At 49.7% G+C, this 19349-nt stretch carries 15 protein-coding genes; 8 read left to right on the forward strand and 7 right to left on the reverse strand.

Annotated features, from left to right (window positions below):
- Positions 1–66 precede the first annotated feature (66 nt).
- The 4 genes from MKX74_RS01585 to MKX74_RS01600 form a co-directional block, all read right to left on the reverse strand.
- A complete protein-coding gene (locus MKX74_RS01585) occupies positions 67–888 on the reverse strand; it encodes a methyltransferase domain-containing protein (protein WP_133570013.1) in 822 nt (273 codons plus the stop codon).
- Between the two features lie 152 nt (positions 889–1040).
- Positions 1041–1502: a GtrA family protein gene (locus MKX74_RS01590; RefSeq protein ID WP_341177283.1), complete on the reverse strand. Its 462-nt coding sequence runs from the start codon at positions 1500–1502 to the stop codon at positions 1041–1043.
- A 4-nt stretch (positions 1503–1506) separates the two neighbouring features.
- Complete coding sequence (locus MKX74_RS01595; RefSeq protein WP_341177284.1) at positions 1507–2625, reverse strand: glycosyltransferase family 2 protein; 1119 nt, start codon at positions 2623–2625, stop codon at positions 1507–1509.
- Between the two features lie 13 nt (positions 2626–2638).
- The gene (locus tag MKX74_RS01600; protein ID WP_341177285.1) at positions 2639–4891 is read right to left on the reverse strand and encodes an ArnT family glycosyltransferase; all 2253 of its coding nucleotides are present in this window, start codon (positions 4889–4891) and stop codon (positions 2639–2641) included.
- A 295-nt stretch (positions 4892–5186) separates the two neighbouring features.
- On the opposite strand from MKX74_RS01600, the gene MKX74_RS01605 reads away from it, so the two are divergent.
- A complete protein-coding gene (locus tag MKX74_RS01605; protein WP_018886916.1) occupies positions 5187–5873 on the forward strand; it encodes a response regulator transcription factor in 687 nt (228 codons plus the stop codon).
- A 35-nt stretch (positions 5874–5908) separates the two neighbouring features.
- Positions 5909–7345 carry a sensor histidine kinase gene (locus MKX74_RS01610; protein WP_341180497.1) on the forward strand — a complete coding sequence of 479 codons (1437 nt, stop codon included), beginning with the start codon at positions 5909–5911 and terminating at the stop codon, positions 7343–7345.
- 135 nt (positions 7346–7480) lie between these two features.
- On the opposite strand, the gene MKX74_RS01615 is transcribed toward MKX74_RS01610, so the two are convergent.
- Positions 7481–11770, reverse strand: coding sequence for a S8 family serine peptidase (locus MKX74_RS01615; RefSeq protein ID WP_341177286.1), 4290 nt, complete (start codon positions 11768–11770; stop codon positions 7481–7483).
- Between the two features lie 392 nt (positions 11771–12162).
- Between MKX74_RS01615 and MKX74_RS01620 the strand changes: the two genes are divergently transcribed.
- On the forward strand, positions 12163–13095 hold the full coding sequence (locus MKX74_RS01620; protein ID WP_018886913.1) for a manganese-dependent inorganic pyrophosphatase: 933 nt from the start codon (positions 12163–12165) through the stop codon (positions 13093–13095).
- Between the two features lie 6 nt (positions 13096–13101).
- Here MKX74_RS01620 and MKX74_RS01625 read toward each other — a convergent pair whose 3' ends face one another.
- Positions 13102–13905: a hypothetical protein gene (locus MKX74_RS01625; protein WP_341177287.1), complete on the reverse strand. Its 804-nt coding sequence runs from the start codon at positions 13903–13905 to the stop codon at positions 13102–13104.
- Positions 13906–14201: 296 nt separating this feature from the next.
- A complete protein-coding gene (locus tag MKX74_RS01630; protein WP_341177288.1) occupies positions 14202–15143 on the reverse strand; it encodes an ATP-dependent DNA ligase in 942 nt (313 codons plus the stop codon).
- A 280-nt stretch (positions 15144–15423) separates the two neighbouring features.
- On the opposite strand from MKX74_RS01630, the gene MKX74_RS01635 reads away from it, so the two are divergent.
- From MKX74_RS01635 to MKX74_RS01655, 5 genes are all read left to right on the forward strand, one after another.
- On the forward strand, positions 15424–16263 hold the full coding sequence (locus MKX74_RS01635) for a basic amino acid ABC transporter substrate-binding protein (RefSeq protein WP_341177289.1): 840 nt from the start codon (positions 15424–15426) through the stop codon (positions 16261–16263).
- Positions 16264–16545: 282 nt separating this feature from the next.
- Entirely contained in the window at positions 16546–17196 is a 651-nt protein-coding gene (locus MKX74_RS01640) for an amino acid ABC transporter permease (RefSeq protein ID WP_341177290.1), read from the forward strand.
- A 10-nt stretch (positions 17197–17206) separates the two neighbouring features.
- Complete coding sequence (locus MKX74_RS01645) at positions 17207–17929, forward strand: amino acid ABC transporter ATP-binding protein (RefSeq protein ID WP_341180498.1); 723 nt, start codon at positions 17207–17209, stop codon at positions 17927–17929.
- Between the two features lie 266 nt (positions 17930–18195).
- Entirely contained in the window at positions 18196–18477 is a 282-nt protein-coding gene (locus MKX74_RS01650) for a GNAT family N-acetyltransferase (RefSeq protein ID WP_018886906.1), read from the forward strand.
- Positions 18478–18508: 31 nt separating this feature from the next.
- Positions 18509–19300 carry an NAD-dependent epimerase/dehydratase family protein gene (locus MKX74_RS01655; RefSeq protein ID WP_341177291.1) on the forward strand — a complete coding sequence of 264 codons (792 nt, stop codon included), beginning with the start codon at positions 18509–18511 and terminating at the stop codon, positions 19298–19300.
- The last annotated feature ends 49 nt before the right edge of the window (positions 19301–19349 follow it).

The following is a 19349-nucleotide window of genomic DNA, read 5'->3' on the forward strand; positions in this document are numbered from 1 at the left end:
AGTGTGAGGATATCTTCAAAAAAGATAACCCATACTGGAGCAGTCGCACGCGCCTGAGGGGCATATTTACTTCATCCCCAGGCGCATCCGGTAGCTGAATACCACTTCTAGCGTCCGACCTTGGAAATAGTCCTGTACCAGTGCTGCAAAACGAATCAGCTTCTGATCCAGCTCCTTCGAACCCAGCTTGAATACCGTCTGGACACCACCCTGACTTAGCACCAGTCCGATATAACGATCTGCGTCGGCAATCTCGGTGTGATGGAAGCCTATTTCTCGGGTGTAACGGAAGACATGGCTCTCCTCCAGACGTCGCAGATGAGCAGACTTATCCAGCTTAAGCGGACGGTTCTGGGGATCTGCCAGCCGATGAATAATATCACTGGCGTGGTCCAGAATGTCCATATAGGCTGTCTCAATGTGCCAATTCGCACAAGGAGGCCATTCACAGTCATAGGCTGCAAATATTCCGCCCTCACGAAGCACACGTCCTGCTTCCTTCAGCGTGCTTGTCGGCTCCATCCAGTGGAAGGACTGCGAGCATGTGATGATATCCACGGAGGAAGAAGGTAGTGGAAGGGTATTGGAATAGCCCTGTTCAAAGCTGATGTGCGGGGCATCTGTATACAATGCCAGCTTGTGCTTGGCTAAGGTAAGCATATCCGGGCTGGGCTCAACCCCGATGATCTGATCTGCAGCATCCTTCCATATAAAAGTAGACAAACCGGTGCCGCAGCCGACATCGGCTACTCGTGCAGGTCGGTGTCCCAGATAGTCTCTAAGAATGCGAGTGACAAATTGAGGCGCCTGCGGACGATTGCGATCATAGCCATCGGCGAATCCGGTGAAACGGTCAATGTTGCTCAGCAAATTTCCTTCGGGAATCAAGCTGTCTCCCCCTTGTTCTGCATATTGAACCGATACGTGCTCCCATAACAGACTGTTAGATGGTGAGCATTGGCATCGTTCAACACTTATTGTACACGTCCAGGAGACATCCGGCAAAAAGTTCCAAGTCTTCTTTTGTTTACAATGCCACTCTAGGTCTGTTCTGTCTCTGCACTTCGTGGAACGAAGACCCATAACCGGCTCCCTGTGTAGTTGATCATGAGACCGGCAAATGTAGCGAGCAGCTTGCAGATTGGCAATGTCCAGTCGGTGAGCTGATCCAGTAGACTAAGTAGCATCGTAGTGCAGCCTAGTGTAATCAGGTTGAGCACGATGAAGGAGACGAAGGACTTCCATGTACCAGAGAGATTCCGCTCACGGAACGTCCAATTTCGATTCAATACATAGCTGTTAAGTGTTCCTGCAGAATAGGACAGAGCCTGGGCAAGCACAATGGATACCCCTACCCACGATAACCATAGGAAAATAGTGAAATCTATCGCCGTGTTCAACACGCCTACAATTGCGAAGCGAAAGAAGGAAGTAAGGCGGACTTGCAGAATGCGGTCGCGTGTCTGCCGTGGTGTCGGTTCAGTTGACCTTATTCGCTTCATTCGTTCAAGCTCCTCTTCTCGGGCGTGATGAATCCAGACTTCCGTGCGTATACACCATCTTTGCTGTCGCGGGGCTTGCTGTAGGGCTCACCGTTGGACCGTTAGCATCATAGGTATCTTCATTGTGCTGGGCACGGGCAGCTTGCTCAGAAGAGTGGAGCTGTTGTCCACGTTCGAGCCCGACACATTCCCGGACAATGTAGAGCGGACGTGCCTTGGTCTCATCATAGATCCGCCCTACGTATTCCCCGATAATCCCCAGGATGACGAGAATCATGCCGTCAAATATCAGCTGTAGGCTGATTAGTGAAGACCAGCCTCTAACGGCATTATCCGTGAACAGACGGACACACAGTACATAGATCATATACAGAAAGCCAGAGAGGGAGAGAAGAGCACCGAGGTATCCAGCCAGCTTCAGCGGCTTGTAAGAGAAGGAAGTCATGCCGTCCAGACACAACTTGAGCATCCGTTTTAGCGGATATTTCGTCTCCCCCGCAAATCGCTCATCCCGCTCATATTCCACAGCAATCTGGCGAAAGCCCACCCAACTGACCAGACCTCGCACGAAGCGATTGTTCTCAGGCAGACGCTTCAGTTCATCCACGACCCTACGGTCCATTAACCGGAAGTCGCCTGTGTCGACGGGGATTGAGATGTCTGTGGATGCGCGCAGGAGCCGATAGAATACTCGTGCGGACTGCTTTTTGAACCAGGATTCGCCGTGACGCTTGACGCGCTGGGCATAGACGACCTCATAGCCTTCCTGCCATCTAGCGACCATGTCCGGGATCAGCTCAGGTGGGTCCTGTAAATCTGCATCCAGAATAATGACCGCATCACCTATGGCATAATCCATTCCTGCTGTAATAGCTAGCTGATGACCGAAATTACGGGACAAATCAACCAGGATAACGGACTCATCAGTAGAGCTATAATCCTTGATCATATCTGCGCTACGATCGCTGCTGCCATCATTTACAAAGATTAGCTCGTAAGGCTCGCTTAGCTCTCGCATGACGTGTTTTATTCTGCGATAGGTTTCCTGAATGACAGCTTCTTCATTATACATTGGCACTATTACCGAATAACGGATGGTTGTCAGTTGCTTGGTGTGGGTCATTGTCGTGTCCTCCTTACCAGGATACTTCGTACAGCTGAGCAGAGGCAGACGCTGTCGATTGCCACTCGGCCGCAGGGATTTCTCGGCCATGCTCCTTGATCCAGTTGACGAGCTCAGAGCGATCACTGCCCATGCCGCTCGTCACGAGAAAGTATTTTACCTGACCGCTCTCCACGAGCGCCTGCAGCTTATCGGTATCATATACAGGATCAGATTGCACAAAGCCGTGTAAAATGATGACCTTCTCCCCGTAATCAATCAGATAAGGGGCAGCAGCTGTATAGTTCAGGGTTGCTAATAAGTAAGTCTCGTCCGTATTATGCTGGCGAAGATATTGAAGCAGCTTCTCATCTGCCTGTGGTGTACCGCCCATACCAAATCCCCTTGTCGGGAGGCTGACTGCTCCAGGGAATCTGGTCATCGTACCAGGTGCTTCATCTGCACTAGCTGCTTCATCACTTGCATCTGCTGAGGAACTAAGCATCCCGGGGGGTGTAGTTCGGTTCATGGCAGACTGGGTTCCGTCACCCCGCTCACCGTCAGGACCGCCCCTTCCTCCGCGATCACCTACTTGACTTGGACCTGCTTGCGGAGTCATGCTATTCTGCCCATAAGTAATGGGAGTAGCCGCCCAGTATATAGGTCCGATGAAGAGGGCCATCAAGCCAGTTATGACAGCTAGTCGTCTGCCCCAAATCATATAGCGACGGTCCGAGGTGGCGTGTTGTCCATCGGTGCCGCCGGTAGCTCGAATCCATAGAAGCAGGGTTGCACCGATCACACCTGTGACCCAGGCGGTATGGGGCCAGAAGCTACCGATGCTCTCGGTGTAGCCCTTCATGATATACCAAGCGAACACGCCTGTAAGGAGTATGGATGCTGGCAATAGCCAAGCTGTCCAACTGCTCCCTCTGGAGCGGTATTGCTCCCACATGCTCACCCAGCCTGCCCCGAGCAGCGCAGCAAGTGGAGGTGCGAGCATAATGAGATAGTAATGATGAAAGAATCCTGCAATACTGAAGAATCCCGCAATCGGTATGAGCCAGGCCAGCCAGAATAGGACCTCTTTCTGCTGGAGCGACCAGCTCCGTATGCGACGACGAGAAAGAATGCTAATCGCTGCGAGCACAGCGAATGGAATTAGCCAGCTCGCTTGACCGGACAGCTCGCTCTGGAATAGACGGAGTGGGCCAGGGGTCCCTGTTCCGAACATCCCGCCACTATTCAGCCTGTCGCCACCAGGACCTCCGCTGGTTGGGCCTCCACCAGTTGGACCTCCTGTGCCAGGACCCCCACCGGTTGCACCTCCAGCGCCAGGACCATAACTCGCTCGAGCACCACCATTACCGTTGATCTGATCTTGTGCCATCTCACGCTTGTCTTGATTGTTGTAGTTCGTCTGATTCGAGAGATTACCAGGACGTGTATTCTCTCTACCATCGCTCTGCCCTGTGCCCCCTTGCCCACGATCTCCCGTAAGACGAGCAATGCCATTATAGCCAAAGGCCAGATTCATGACGGAATTCGTCCCGCTGCTTCCTACGTAAGGTCGCTGATCAGCCGGAGTGGAATCCACTGCTAGCGGCCAGGAGAGGGAGATGATCAACAGGGCTGCAGCGCTCCCAGCAAGAGTAGCTACTTTTCGCTTCCAAGGTACACTCGCCGCGAGAACATAGAAAAGGATGAAGGCAGGAATAACCATGTAGGCTTGCAGCATCTTCATATTGAAGCCGACACCGATTAAGGCAAAGGAAGCGATGATAGAGCTACCGGAGCTGCGGCGAATGCCACGAAATAGAAGCCATGCCGCCAAAAGCAAGGTGAAGACCAGCATGCTGTCGATATTGTTCGTCCGACTTACGGATACAGCTACGGGTGTGCATGCCATAGCAAATGCACCTAGCCGTGCTGCCGTCAGGCCAAACGTAGGCTTTAGCAACGCGTACACCAAGAGTACAGAACCGATCTGAGCCAGGACTTGTGGAAGGATGACGCTCCAACCATGCAAGCCAAAGAGATAGGCGCTAGCTGCCTGCACCCAGAACGTAACAGGAGGCTTGTCGATGGAGACCGAACCAGCTGAGTCAAGTGACACGAAGAAGAAGTTGTGCCAGCTTTGGAGCATACTTGCGACCGCTGTCGTGTAATATGTGTTCACGTAGTGATCCTGCCAGATGTTATAACCACCGAGGAAGGCTGAGAATAGCAGGATGCACAGCAGTGGGATGTCTATTTTGTTCAATAATGTTGTAAGCCTGCGCCACATATCCGTTCACTCCCGACTCTTGTATGAATTTATTTATATAGTGGACCGAATACCTGAAGTACTCATGAGGCTGCGCTGAAAATTAGCTGAAATGTCTGGTGATGCGGCGACCATCAATTTTTTCAGTGAAAATTCAGTGCCATCGTTAGCCGAGTTGCGTCATAATGGAAATATTAAATTGTAGAGGGAATGGCTAAATGCAGCCGTTTGAAGTGGATGCTGTAGCAATACAATGGCTTCAGCAGTGTGCCATGGACTAGCTGAGGATTTGAGATATAGAGAGGATGTCGCACGTATGACTACCATGAATGGAATCAAGATATTGCTTGTAGATGATGAGCCACATATTCTGCAATTTCTGGAATTCGGCCTGATAAATGAAGGCTATGAGGTGAGGACAGCTTCTAATGGAAGTGAAGGGCTGGAACTGGCACGGGAATATCGACCGCATGTAGCTATTCTCGATGTCATGATGCCAGAGATGAATGGCTTTGAGCTGTGCCGTAGCCTGAAGGAGACAGGGGATAACATTGCAGTAATTATGCTGACGGCGAAGGATGAGGTGGATGATCGGGTCAAGGGGCTTAAGCTGGGTGCTGATGATTATTTGGCCAAGCCCTTTAATTTCGAAGAACTGCTAGCCCGGATCGGAGCAAGGCTCCGCAATCAGTTCCCTGATCTGCTTGGAGAAGTGACCTATGGGCCGTTCCGTGTAGATGATCGTCGCAAGGAGATTAAACATGCTGATCGGGTGCTGGAGCTGTCACCTACCGAATATGAGCTTCTGAAATTTATGGTGCTCAATCATGGTCTGGTGCTCAGCAAGGCGCGTATTCTGGACCGAGTGTGGGGTTATGATTTTGGCGGAGAAGATAATATTGTCGAGGTGTATATTCGCTCCCTGCGCGATAAGCTTCAGGATAAGGAACATAAGCTCATTCGCACGCTGCGTGGGGTGGGCTACCGGATCGATCTGCCATGAGGTGGAACAAGGAGCGGTGGAGAGACTGGATGAATATGAACTCACTGCGCGCTCAGTTGCTTACGCGAACGTTACTGATCGTGGCTGTGCTGCTTGTGCTAATAGGATTTTTGCAGTATGTATTCATGAAGGATTTCGTCTATCGCAACCGTGCTGAAGTCATGGAAGCGCAGCTGCGCTCTATGCCCGTGGACCTGTTGACCCGAGAGGCCAAGTCGAGTGGACGGGAAGGAATTCCACCGCAGGGACCGCCCGATCGGTATCTTTTTTTCTCGGATATGACACTGGCGATTATCCAGAAGGATGGAACCTTGCGGGATATCTCGCGTGAGGATGGGCTATCCGCTCCCAGACTATCGGAGGATATCTATGATAAGCTGCGTGCAAATGCCGAATCACGGCGACGAATGAGCGATTATTATCTCGTGGAGGATCGTCAGGGGAATGAGCAGCTGGTCGTGGTGCGTGCACCAGGCCCAAAGGGCTCATCAGGTGAGCTGCTGCAGATGGGTACCTCAACAGCTCCGCTCAAGGCACTCCTAATGCGCCAACAATTGACGTTCCTTTCTTTATCGTTGTTAGGGCTTGCTATCGGTGTGGCGTTAATGCTACCCATCCTGCGGCGGACGCTTATTCCGCTCTCCCAGATGGTCAAGACCGTGGGGTGTATTGACGCTGGTAATCTGACGGAGCGTGTGGCTACCGACCAAGGGCAGCAAGAGATAGACAGGCTTGCCGTATCATTTAACGGTATGCTGGAACGGTTGGAGGCTTCGTTTGCTACGGAAAAAGAAGCGCAGCTACAAATGAGGCGCTTTGTGGCAGATGCATCCCATGAGCTGCGAACCCCGCTTACCTCGATTCATGGCTTTCTGGAGGTGCTGCTCCGTGGGGCGGCCTCCAACCCCCAGCAGCTACAGGTAGCACTGGAGAGTATGTATGGCGAATCCAAGCGAATCAAGAAGCTCGTAGAGGATCTATTGCTATTGGCAAAGATGGATCGGGCTCCTGAGATGTTATTGAAGCCGACCTCGTTAGACGATATGCTCATTTCCATGAAGCCTCAATTACAGATGCTTGCTGGGGAACGTAAGGTGATCTACGATATTACCGCAGAGGTACATGCTCCAATTGACGTGGATGCGATGAAGCAGGTGGTGCTTAACTTGTTCAGTAATGCAGTGCAGCATACCGATAGGTCGCTAGGTATCATTAAGGTGGGCCTGAGCGTGGAGGAGGGAATGGCAGTGCTTGATGTAGGCGATAATGGCCCAGGAATGGAGAAGGAGCAACTGGATCGAATCTTTGAGCGCTTTTATCGTGGGGATACCTCACGTACTAGAAGATCTGGCGGTGCAGGACTGGGGCTGTCTATTACTGAATCCATTGTACATGCACATCAGGGGCACATTGGAGTGAAAAGCGAGCCTGGCGAGGGGAGTATTTTTACGGTGCGTCTGCCCTTAATGTAGCCTTGAATACAGAAGCCTCCGTTCCACAGTACATACGTGGGACGGAGGCTTCTTCACTTGATGCAGGTCCGTAGCCTCGCTGGATACTGGCGAAGGATGTGAACCATGAATGATGTCGTTTTGCTGGTGAAATCCTTAGTTAATCAGCTCACCCTGCTGCAGCAGCTCATACAGTACTTTCGCGGCTGCTTCACGCGTTGTAGCTGCTTCTGGACGGAAATAGGAAGTTCCGTTTACAGTCTCTCCACTCATGATACCTGCTTGGGTTACTTTATCAATGCTGAGCTCAGCAAAGTTCCCGAAGGAGGAAGCATCTGCATAAGGTCCACGAGGGGAACCTTGTACAGCTGGAGTGATCTGTAGCAGATCCATAGCTTTTGACAGCATAACGGACATTTCCTGACGCGTAATATGTGCATTAGGATCGAACTTTCCATCATTGCGGCCTGTAATCAGACCAGCATTATAAGCTGCTGCTACATCACCTGCATACCAGCCACCTGCTTGAACATCAGTGAATGGAGCAGTGTTTGCAGCTTGTAGGCCCAGAGATCTTGTCAGCATGGCTGCGAACTCGGCGCGGGTTACACGCTCTTTTGGTGCGAAGGTCTGCTCCGAAGTGCCGTTAATCAACAGCTTGTGTGCAAGCGATTGAATCTGAGATTGTGCGAACGAAGAGGAGATATCCTCGAAATACACGGTTCTCGTTGCGACTGCATAAGTGGACAGCCCTGGACGATTGACTACGACTACGGTTGTGCCATCATCCTGCTTGTTGAATACGGATGGAGTCGGTGATACCTTGCTTCCGCTAGTATACAATACACCAGCAGTGTTACCCTCAATTTGTCCAGGTACGGTAAAGGAGCGCAGGATGCGTTCTTTAGCTGGTACGTTCAATGGTGTACTGAGGTTGCCTGACAGTACATTAACTTCGAAGCTGACAGGTGTGCCAATAATCGTAGCGCCTGGGAAGCCTTTGGTGAAGATCTCCAGGTCCTGGTCCTGATCAGCAATGTTGAGCTCCAGGGAAGATCCGGCTGGAACAGAGCTAAGTGCCGACGTTGGCAAGGACAGGGATGATGTCCCAAAGTTCAAAATAATACTGCTATCTACGGTTGACTTGGCGAGCAAGCCAAGCTGATCAGCGGACAGAATCAGTTTGGTTGTAGGAGCCTCACTAGTGTTAATTGAGACAACAATGGCAACTGGTTTGGATTCTGCTTCGTTGAGGGCAGCCTGAAGTGCTTCATTGGTAATGCTCAGTGCCTGAATTCCATTACTTACGACTACAGAGGCTTGTACAGGCTGAACTGATTGCCCTTGTTTTACCACACTTTGAATGCTAGGTGCACTCGGTGTAGTTCCATCTGCAGGAGTGGCTGGAGTATCTGTAGCTGGAGTTGTTGTTGGAGTTCCACCTCCACCCCCGCCAGTGCTGCTGTTTCCGTTGTTGCCGCCAGTAGTATCATCATTGCTGCTACTCTTACGTGATGTATCAACTCGCAGAGCCTTGGAGGCATAGTATGTCATGAGTCCATCAGCGTTGTACTTAAAGTTGCCATTCGCATCAAGCTGTGGAGCAATCAAGGTTAGCTTGTAGGTTCCGGCAGTCAACTGGCGTGTAATCAGATTGCCGTTCGCATCCCTTTGAGGGCTCCCTGCTTCGTCAACAGCGAAGTAAGTTCCGCGGTAGTTCTCGAATGCATAGTCCCCTGGCTCCAGGAAGCCTTCCTCGGTATAAATATTATCAACAATACCAATGAGTTGGTCATTCACACCATATACTTGAAGCTCGATGTAGTTTGTATTCTCAGCTGTCAGACGGAATGTTACATCCGTCGTGGCCTTAATGCCGCCCCGGTTAGGTGTAATAATTGGATTGGATAGTTGCATCTCTTGCAGACCGAATCCGGTAGCAGGAGCCTTCTCGCCGACATGCACAGTGAATGGCAGGTGGAGTGTTGGGCGTCCTGTGCTTTCCAGTACAACTTTACCCTCATAGACTCCGTCTACAGCACCTTCAACAGGCTGTACTGACAGGAAGAATGGTTGGCTTTTTCCTGCATCAGCACTGATAGCACCGCCATCGCCGACACCCTGTAATTCTACACGAAGATTGCTAGGGCTCGGTGTAGAGGTCGGATTTGTAGGATCGGAGGTCACATCAGCATGCAATTCTACGCTAGCTTGATAGCGTACGGAGCTGGAGGATACGTTTTTCAGCTGAAGCTGAATTTGCTTCGCTTCACTTCCAGCCGGCAGGACGCCGAAGCTGGCCGATGAGCCATAATTGATCACATCTCGATAGGTCAGGTCCTTGTCCAAAATAGTCAGTTGCTCTACAGTTTGCAGCAGAGCTGGAGTATCTGTGGCATGATCCACATTGACTCTGCCCGCCCCTTGGGAGTAAGCATCATAAAGCTTACCTGATTCGTTGAACAGAGAGTCTGCAGTATTGGCAAGAGCTGCTCTGACGTCAAATGGTGTCCAATCCGGGTGCTGCTGCTTCAAGAGCAGAGCCAGACCTGCTACATGCGGGGACGCCATACTTGTACCGTTGCTGCGATTGTAAGCTTCGGCATAGGAGGCATCCGGATCGAACTTTCCGTATTTCGGCCAAGTGGACATGATGTTGACACCTGGAGCGGATACATCCGGCTTGATACCCAGCAGATCATCGCTATTTGGTCCGCGAGAACTGAAGGATGCCATACGATCACCGGGAACATCAATTTGAGGATACTCCTGGTCAAATGTAATGAAGTGGAGCTTGTCAGGATTTTCGACAATATTGCGAGCCCATGCTCGTCCTTCTCTACCTTTCATGTCAAATGTCGGAATGAAGCCAAGGCTATCGCCGAGACTGGTGTTGATGTAGCCGTCACGCTGTGCCACACTATCGGACAGATCGGCACTGTTAGGGTCGCTAGGGCTGGTATTGCCGTTGAAAATGATGGCAGCGAGTGCCCCTTGCTCTTTGGCAATCTCGATCTTATCTACGAATGCAAGACTTCCTCGGGAGAGCAGTACGATCTTTCCAGTCACATCTTTACCCACATAATCATCTACTTGACCAAGATCAGCATAGACAACCTCGATGGGGTGTGTGCCAAGGATAGAGGCAAAGTCATCATCGCCTGTTCTCCAGCCCATTAGCTGGTAATCATAAAGGTCGTAAGTATCCGCAGTAACGCTACCATTAGGGTCGACAGACTCGTATGTGGCTTGGGATACGGTACCCGCAGCTGTGTACAGGCGACCCGGGATCGTTGTCGCTCCGACGGAGATCGCTAATTGTGCAGAAGCTGGTGAGCCCATTGAGTAGTAGTAAGGGCCAGAATCAGCAGCGTTACCGCTCGCGATAACTGCCACAACACCAGACAGTACTGCATTATTGATTGCAATGGAGTCTGGTGAATTCGGGTCCTTCTCCTGATCGGAGCCCAGGGACAGGTTAATTACATCCATGCCATCCTTGACCGCACGCTCGATTCCATCAATGACCTGTGCAGATGAGCCGGATGAGCGCCCGGTTGCAGGATTCCGCCCGAGCACCTTATAGGCATACAGATCTGCATCATAGGCGACCCCTTTTTGAACGATATCAGAGGTCGTATTTTTGGCTTGACCAACAATAGTGCCTGCTACATGCGTTCCGTGAGATGTTCCGGCAAAGCCTGTTCCGTATGGGTCTTCATCAATGCTGACAGGAGGCTCCTCATAAGGATCATTGTCCTGCTCAAAGGAATCGTAGCCGCCTTTATAAGCATCCTTCAGGTCAGGGTGATTGTAATCGACACCGGTATCAATGACGCCTACTTTGAGTCCTTTGCCTGTGAAGCCTTTGCTCCAGGCCTCGGGAGCGCCAATCAGATCCAGTGGGGCGTTATCGAATTTCACTTCATAGGTATCATCCGCCACTGTGGAAGGATCTTGAACTGGGATTGTAAAATAGGTCTGGTTCTCATGAACGGATTTAACGCCAGGAAGCTTGGCGAGAGCTGGTATTTTGTCGGCTGCAACCGTAACCTCCATGCCATTCAGAACCGTGTTGTAGCGGTAATTAACCTGGAGAGAAATGCCTTGTTTTCTGGCAAGCTCTTCGAAAGATGTCTGCTCGCTCTTGATGGAGGATTCTGCAGAGCGCGTCGAGAAGGCACGGAGGCTGCCTGCGCTAAATCTCTCAACAGCTACAGGGTCGCTGCTGAGTTGGACAATGACTCGAACATCCTTGGAAGAGGAAGTGTCCAGATTAGGAGAGATGTAGGTAGGCTCCTGCAACACCTCGTTGGTCAGCTCAGAAAGAATCTGTTGGCTGATATCAGGCGAAGCTAGACTGGCTGAAGGAGCTAGTAAGCTCGCTGCCAGAGCGAAGATGGAAGAAACAGTAGTTACTTTATGCAGCAATGTACGTGTTTTCAAAGCTTCCCCTCTTTTCACAAGATTATAGTCTATTGATTTGTCTATCAGATTTGGCTTTACAACATTCTTCGTTGCCTGCAGGCCCCCTCTCATATTGGAATATGATTCGTAGAATGGTTGAGTATGTAGTTTTGAGGGATATGTTACCATATGACTAGCAGATTTTTCTATATGAATTTAATATTTTTAGAAAATAAAGGCTGTCAATAACAAATAAACCCATGATTCATCAGGTTTTGTCAGGCTTTTTACAGAGAATCTACCTTAGTCACTGCACTCACAAAATGATAGTTATGCAAGATTGCGGATGCACAGCATGGGAGATTAATGATATAATCGCATTGGAATTGTTGACTATAGTAAAATCAACCTTGATTAAGGAGTCGATTACGATGGCAAAAACACTGGTCTTTGGTCATAAAAACCCGGATACGGATACGATTACTTCTGCGATTGCATATGCTTTTTTGAAACAAAAGCTTGGTGTAGATGCTGAGGCAGTTCGTCTGGGTGAAGTAAGCGGAGAGACTCAATTTGCTTTGGATTATTTCAAGACCCCGGCACCACGTTACGTTGAGAAGGTGGCTGCTGAGGCCGAGACAGTTATTCTAGTAGATCATAATGAACGCCAGCAAAGTGCTGATGATATTCAAGAGGTGCGCGTGGTTGAGGTTATCGACCATCATCGTATTGCGAATTTTGAGACGAGCTATCCGTTGTATTATCGCGCTGAGCCAGTAGGCTGCACAGCGACGATCCTTAAGAAGATCTATAAGGAGAATGGGGTAGAGATTCCTAAAGATATCGCTGGACTCATGCTGTCTGCAATTATTTCGGATTCCCTGCTATTCAAATCTCCTACCTGCACAGAAGAAGATGTAGCTGCAGCGCGTGAGCTGGCTGAGATTGCTGGCGTAGATGCTGAGAGCTATGGCTTCGACATGCTGAAAGCAGGAGCTGATCTGAGTCAGCACACCATCGAGCAACTGATCAGTCTCGATGCAAAGGAATTCCAACTGAACGGTAGCAAGGTTGAAATTGCCCAGGTCAATGCAGTTGATGTGAATGATGTGCTGTCCCGTCAGGCTGAACTTGAAGTTGCACTGAATAAGACGATTGCGGATAAGGGCCTGGATCTGTTCCTGTTTGTTGTAACCGATATTGTTAATAGCGATTCTGTGGGTATTGCACTCGGCAACAAGGCTCAGGCGGTTGAACAGGCATACAATGTCAAGCTGGATGGCAACAAGGCGCTATTGAAGGGTGTAGTATCCAGAAAATCACAAATCGTACCTGTACTGACAGACACATTTAACGCACTGTAAGCACTGTTATTTGGGGAGCTTGGCTTCTGCGCGCTGCAGGGCCAGAGATATTTGACGCTCCCATTCTTCTACCTTTTGCTGAGAAGCATGTATATTGCCGAGCAATTGGTAGACGCGGGTAAGCTCAGCGAGCGCAAGGATGGAATTTCCGTTTTTGATACTTGCTCTATACCGTTTGTGTGCTGCTGTGCGGCTCTTCTTCACGGAGGCCACTTGTTTGTTCTCCGCTGTAATTTGCTTCTTGATAGCTTGTACAGGAACAAGGGCTTCCTTGACGGCCGCTGCCTTCGCAGTGGCCGTTTTTTTGGCGTCTGCAAGTGCCTTCTTCTGAGAAGTAATGTCCGCACGAGCTGCCGTAACAGAAGGCTTAAGCGAGCCTTGCTTCAATACCAACAGATCCACATTCTTCTTGTCCTTGCGCTTGCGGGCGTCGGAAAGTTGCTTATTCACCTCTGAATATTGCGTCAGCAAAGGAGTGTGCTTCTTCTGTGTCTGGTCAACCTTCAGCTTAAGTGACTTCAACAAGGCAGCATCTATCGCACTAATTCTGCTCTTGATGGACTTCATCTTATCGTTGTTGCTCTTGCTGAGGCTACGGATGCGTTGACCCTCCAATGTGATGACGGATTCAAGCGTGGTCATTTGATCATAGACTGCCCCAATTGAGCTGGCGGCCTCACTGGCCTGAGATTGACCTGGTACTAGGAGCAGAGCTGTGCAGCACAAGAGCACGATAAAGGGCTTCCATAGTGTATGGATGAATGCCGAAGATAATGGGTGAACGTTCTTCTTGTTCGAAATAGGTCTCATGAACAACACTCCTGTCTGAATTAGTATAGGTGTCCGGGATGAGGAATTATGTTATTTGAGTACACTCCGCTCTCTCGTACAACAAATAAAAGAAGCACCCCGCAAGTATGGCTGATAGCCTCACTTGCGGGGTGCTTCGCCCGCATCACCTATGAATTTGTAGTTAACTATACCTTCTTTTGGTATATATGTCAATCAATTTTGGGAACATATATTCTAATTTGCTGGTCCGGCACTCTGTTTCGCTCTTTTGGCCTCCCTTCCTATCGCTATCAACCCGTCCTTCCGCTTACCTCTCACTCTTGCTGTAAAGTACAATCCTGGGCAGGAACATGAGGTGCCAAGCCCTCTATGACAGGATGGCGCATTGTCCCTCCTGGTGTCCATTCCAGGAAGCTTACCTTCACGACGTACTGAGGGTGCAGCCACTGGGTATCACGCAGCAGTGGGGGAGTCGCGCGGAATGGACACGCTTCCACCACTGACTTCTGGACCTCTGCTGTGAGGCTGCGCCAATCAGCCGCCCCCCATTTTCCTGTACCTGCGTGACCGATATACTCCAGAGTTCCATCCGTATTCATCAGCCCGAGCAATAAGGAATTTACCATCTTATCCCGGTAGGTGACCCCGCCAATCAGTGCATATATATCTCGGCTTATCTTATGCTTTTGCCAACGATTGTCCTTCCCCTGAATCAGATATTTGCTATCCACTCTCTTCAGGATGACACCCTCCATTCCCTGATTGGATATAGCCCTGAATAAGGCTTGTCCATCCGGAAAGTTCTCGACCAGGTGTAGATACGGCTGTGGTCTAATTAGATCTGATAGAAGCTGCTGGCGTTCTATTAGCGGGAGCTCGGTCACCCATTGGTCATTAGCGAAAAGAATGTCGAAGACCATATATACGATTGGAATCTGTGTGGCAGCGTGCTGAATGGAGCGGCTACTGCGGAGGCTGTCGCGTTTCATAATTTCATAGAAGGATGGCTTGCCATCCTGGAAAGCAACCAGTTCACCATCAAGTATGAAGGAAGTTGCATGGCAATGTTCGTTCAAGTGCTGGAGCTCGGGGTATCGTGCAGTTCGATCATGCAACCGCCGATTCACCAGCCTTACCATGGTCCCGTCATAATAGCTCAACATTCGTACCCCGTCCCACTTGACCTGGGCAATCCATGAGGGCCCGACAGGGATCTGATCAATTCTGACGGGTTCAAAAGGAATAATAGGCTTCAAATTTGCATTTCTCCTGTCTTTCATATAGTCCGCCGTAGATTAGCTTATACAGCAATATCATTAGGATTCCCAATTAGCTGTGCAATAACAAGTCCTTATGAACCGACGCGTGACAAATGGTGCGCATACTGTCATCGACTGATTTTCAATACAAAATTGTGTTATATATTCTTACATAAAATCATAAAAATCATTGAGGTTTGTTTAAAATCCTGATAGAATCACAGTAAATTGTTACTTTTCGAGACATATACTAATGTATCAGTAGGGGGGTTTTGGTATGAAAAAGATTTATTTGTTAAGTTTAATGACATTTATTATGGTTCTATTAGCTGCATGTGGGCAGCCACCAGCAGTGAGTGAGCCGACACCAGCTACAGGTGGAGAGACAGCTTCTGGGGGAAATGGGCCGATCAAAATCGCTACAGATGCATCCTATGCGCCTATGGAATTCATGGATCGGGACCAGGTTACAGGCTTCGATATTGATTTTCTGGACGCTGTGATGAAGGAAGCCGGTATTGACTATGAGGTCGAAAATGTCGGCTGGGACACGATGCTACTGAGCGTCAAGCAGGGTAGTGAATATCAGGCAGGGATTTCGGCGATTTCTGTCACCGAAGAGCGGAAGGAGAGCTATGATTTCTCCCTTCCCTATTACGAATCAGCCAATATGATTGTTGTGAAGGAAGGCAGTGATATTCAGAGCGCAGCAGACCTGACAGACAAGCAGGTTGCTGTTCAGGCGGCTACGACTGCCGACACAATCATGTCAGAGCTGATGGGAGCCAGTAATCCTAAGCTCAAGAAATTCGATAGTAATACATTGGCGTTCATGGAGCTTGATAAAGGTGGGGCCGACGCAGTAGTAGCCGACAATGCCATCATTCAGGAGTATATTAAGAACAATCCAGATAGCAAGCTTGTAGGCATTACAGATAGTGAAGCGTTCCAGCCTGAGTATTATGCTTTCCTGATGCCGAAGGGCAGTGAGTTGAAGGCGAAGCTTGATCCTGCAGTGAAGGCTGTAATTGATAATGGAACCTATGAGGAGATCTATGAGAAGTGGTTCGGCAAAAAGCCGGATCTATCCAGTCTTAAAGCTGAGATGGCCAAATAACAATCGTAGGTTCAGCGGCCACGAAGTGCGGAATTGAGCTGGAGCGTGAATGGAAGGCTTCTCACTGGTTCGTATGCGTCTGCGCTATGCAGAATTGTGGGCAGGAGATTGCGCAGGCGCACGGGATCTAGTATTGAATCTCTCAAGAGAAGGCATGTGTTTGCTCTGGCAGGCGCATGCCTTCTTTGTCAGTGTCTGACGGGATCAGCCGAAGGCCTAAGTGATAAGTACAGGTGTGCTGATGCAAGGTAGCTACTTAAGGAACAGGAAAGGAAGAACGACATGGATTTTAGATGGGATATCATCGTGTACTATTTTCCGCTACTAATGAAAGGAACGCTTCTGACGATTGGCATATCCTTGGCCTCAATTCTTATGGGTGCTGTGCTGGGTCTGGGAATTGGCTTTGGGAAAATGTCGCCCAAGGCATATATACGGCTGCCCATGGCCTGTTACATTAATTTTTTTCGCGGTACGCCGCTATATGTGCAGATCCTGCTCGTTCACTTTGGGATTGTGCCCATGCTCATAGGAACTACGAATGCCGCAGTGGCGGCAGTTCTGGCCCTGACTCTGAATTCGGCTGCTTATACAGCTGAGATCTACAGAGCCGGCATTCAATCCATTGACAAAGGACAGCGTGAAGCGGCATTGTCTCTCGGACTGACCCAGCGACAGGCTATGCGATATGTGATACTGCCACAAGCGATCAAGCGTATGATTCCTGCTTTCGGCAATGAATTCATTGTGCTGATCAAGGACTCTTCCTTGGTTGCGGTCATCTCTGCGCACGAGCTAATGTTCTATAGTAACGTCATGAAGTCTCAGTACTACAGAGTATGGGAGCCGTATCTCACAGCATCGCTCATTTATTTTGTCCTCACATACTCCTTAAGCAAGCTGCTTGAATATATCGAGAAGAGGGTGAAGTGACGTGGAGCCTATCATTCGTGTGTCTGGATTGGGAAAATCGTACGGAGCTCATGTTGTACTAAAGGACATTCATACAGTGATCCATCGCAAGGAGGTTGTGGTCGTGATCGGGCCCTCTGGCTCAGGGAAATCCACCTTTCTTCGCTGTATTAATATGTTGGAGGTCCCGGATTGCGGAGAGATAGTGGTAGAAGGTCATTCATTGATGGACCCTGGCATTTCAATTTCCAGCATTCGTGCTGATATGGGAATGGTATTTCAGTCCTTTAATCTATTTCCACATATGAAAGTAATAGATAACATTACGCTCGCTCCTCTCAAGGTGCGTCAATGGTCTGCCGAGCAGGCTCGTGAGAAGGGAATGGAACTGCTCAGCAAGGTGGGATTGGCAGACAAGGCAGATGCATATCCCTCCTCGCTATCAGGTGGTCAATCCCAGCGTGTGGCAATAGCGAGAGCTCTTGCTATGGAGCCCAAGGTCATGCTGTTCGATGAGCCGACCTCTGCACTTGATCCAGAGATGGTGGGAGAGGTGCTTGGCGTGATGAAGGAATTGGCGGCAGAGGGTATGACGATGGTGATTGTGACGCATGAAATGGGCTTTGCCCGCGAGGTAGGAGACAGGGTAATCTTCATGGAGGAAGGCATCATTCTGGAAGAAGGCCCGCCCGGCATGCTCTTTGAACAGCCTAGACATGAGCGAACACAGAGCTTCTTGTCCAAGGTGCTGTAGAGGACCGGAAGAACGCGGCATCCCATGATCGTGTGAGGTTCCAGGTAGGCTAGCTCAAGACGGAGGCACTAATTTAGAAGGCTTGAAGATAGCTAGTGGAAGAGCCTATATAAGAGTCCATAATAAGAGTCCGGATAAAAGTACGTATAGGAGTTAGTGTAAGAGCTCGTCACCTCTCTCGTCATATGACGTTTCGTCTCGCCCATAATCGGGGAAACTAATGAACGAGTCGTTAAATTATAGAGAAGAGGAGCTGAAGCGGGTATATGCACGACATTCGAAAAGAAGATCATGCCTTCGTAATCATTGACGGCGAAGAGATTGTTGCCGAAGTGACCTTTGCGCCTGTAGATGAACACTCTATTGTGATCGATCATACCTTTGTGGCTGAAGAGCTGCGCGGACAGCATGTCGGTAAGGAGTTGATCGAGCGTGTAGTGCAGATGGCCCGAGAGGAAGGGAAGAAGATTGTCCCATCGTGTCCGTATGCCGAGGCTTTGTTCAAGCGAACACCAGCGTATCATGACATATGGAAGAAGGATTCGTGAATCATATCCTGATATCGTGGAGGGATGATGAATGAGACGGAAAATTCTGATTACTGGTGCGGCTGGCAGCATTGGTTATTGTCTGCTGGAAGGCCTGCGGCAGGTAGAGTCCTACGATATTGTCGGAGCAGATCTGAATGAGGACCTTGAACGGGGAATCACAGCTTTGAACATAACCGATGGAGAGCGCCTCAAGGAGCTGGCCCGGGGGATGGATACGATTGTGCACTGTGCCTGGGCGAAGGATGAGGAGGATTTTCTGGGCAAAATTTTGCCTGTCAATGTCACCGGGGCTTATTTGCTATACGAAGCGGCTCGCGAACAAGGCGTAAGAAGGATTATTTTTGCCAGTTCAAACCATGCTACGGGCTACTACAAGCTTCATGAGGAGGTCGAGCCTACAGATCCCTATCGTCCTGACAGCTTTTATGGACTGAGCAAGTGTTATATTGAGCTATTGGGGCAACTGTACGCTGATAAGCACGGCTTGTCCTCTATCAATCTGAGAATTGGCAATTTCACAGCGGATAATCGTCCGCATAGTGAGCGCTCGGCGCATATCTGGATATCACACCGGGACATGGTACAGTTGGTGCATCGCTGTATTGAGGCCGAGGATAGCACGCGCTTCATCTCGATGTATGGTACATCAGCCAATGAACATAACTATTATGATATTTCCTATTTGAAGGACCTCATTGGATATGAGCCGGTTGATAACGGTGCATACTGGTTAAGGGAGGCAGCTAGACGCGGAGAGCCGTTGAAGCATGACGAGACCCGATATCAGGGTGGGGGTGCTGTGCACAAGCATCAACCGTGAACCAGAGTCGTGAATCAAACAAGACCATCCGCGTTCAAGGGAACGAGAT

The organism is Paenibacillus sp. FSL K6-1230, from assembly GCF_038002385.1.
GTDB lineage: Bacteria > Bacillota > Bacilli > Paenibacillales > Paenibacillaceae > Paenibacillus > Paenibacillus massiliensis.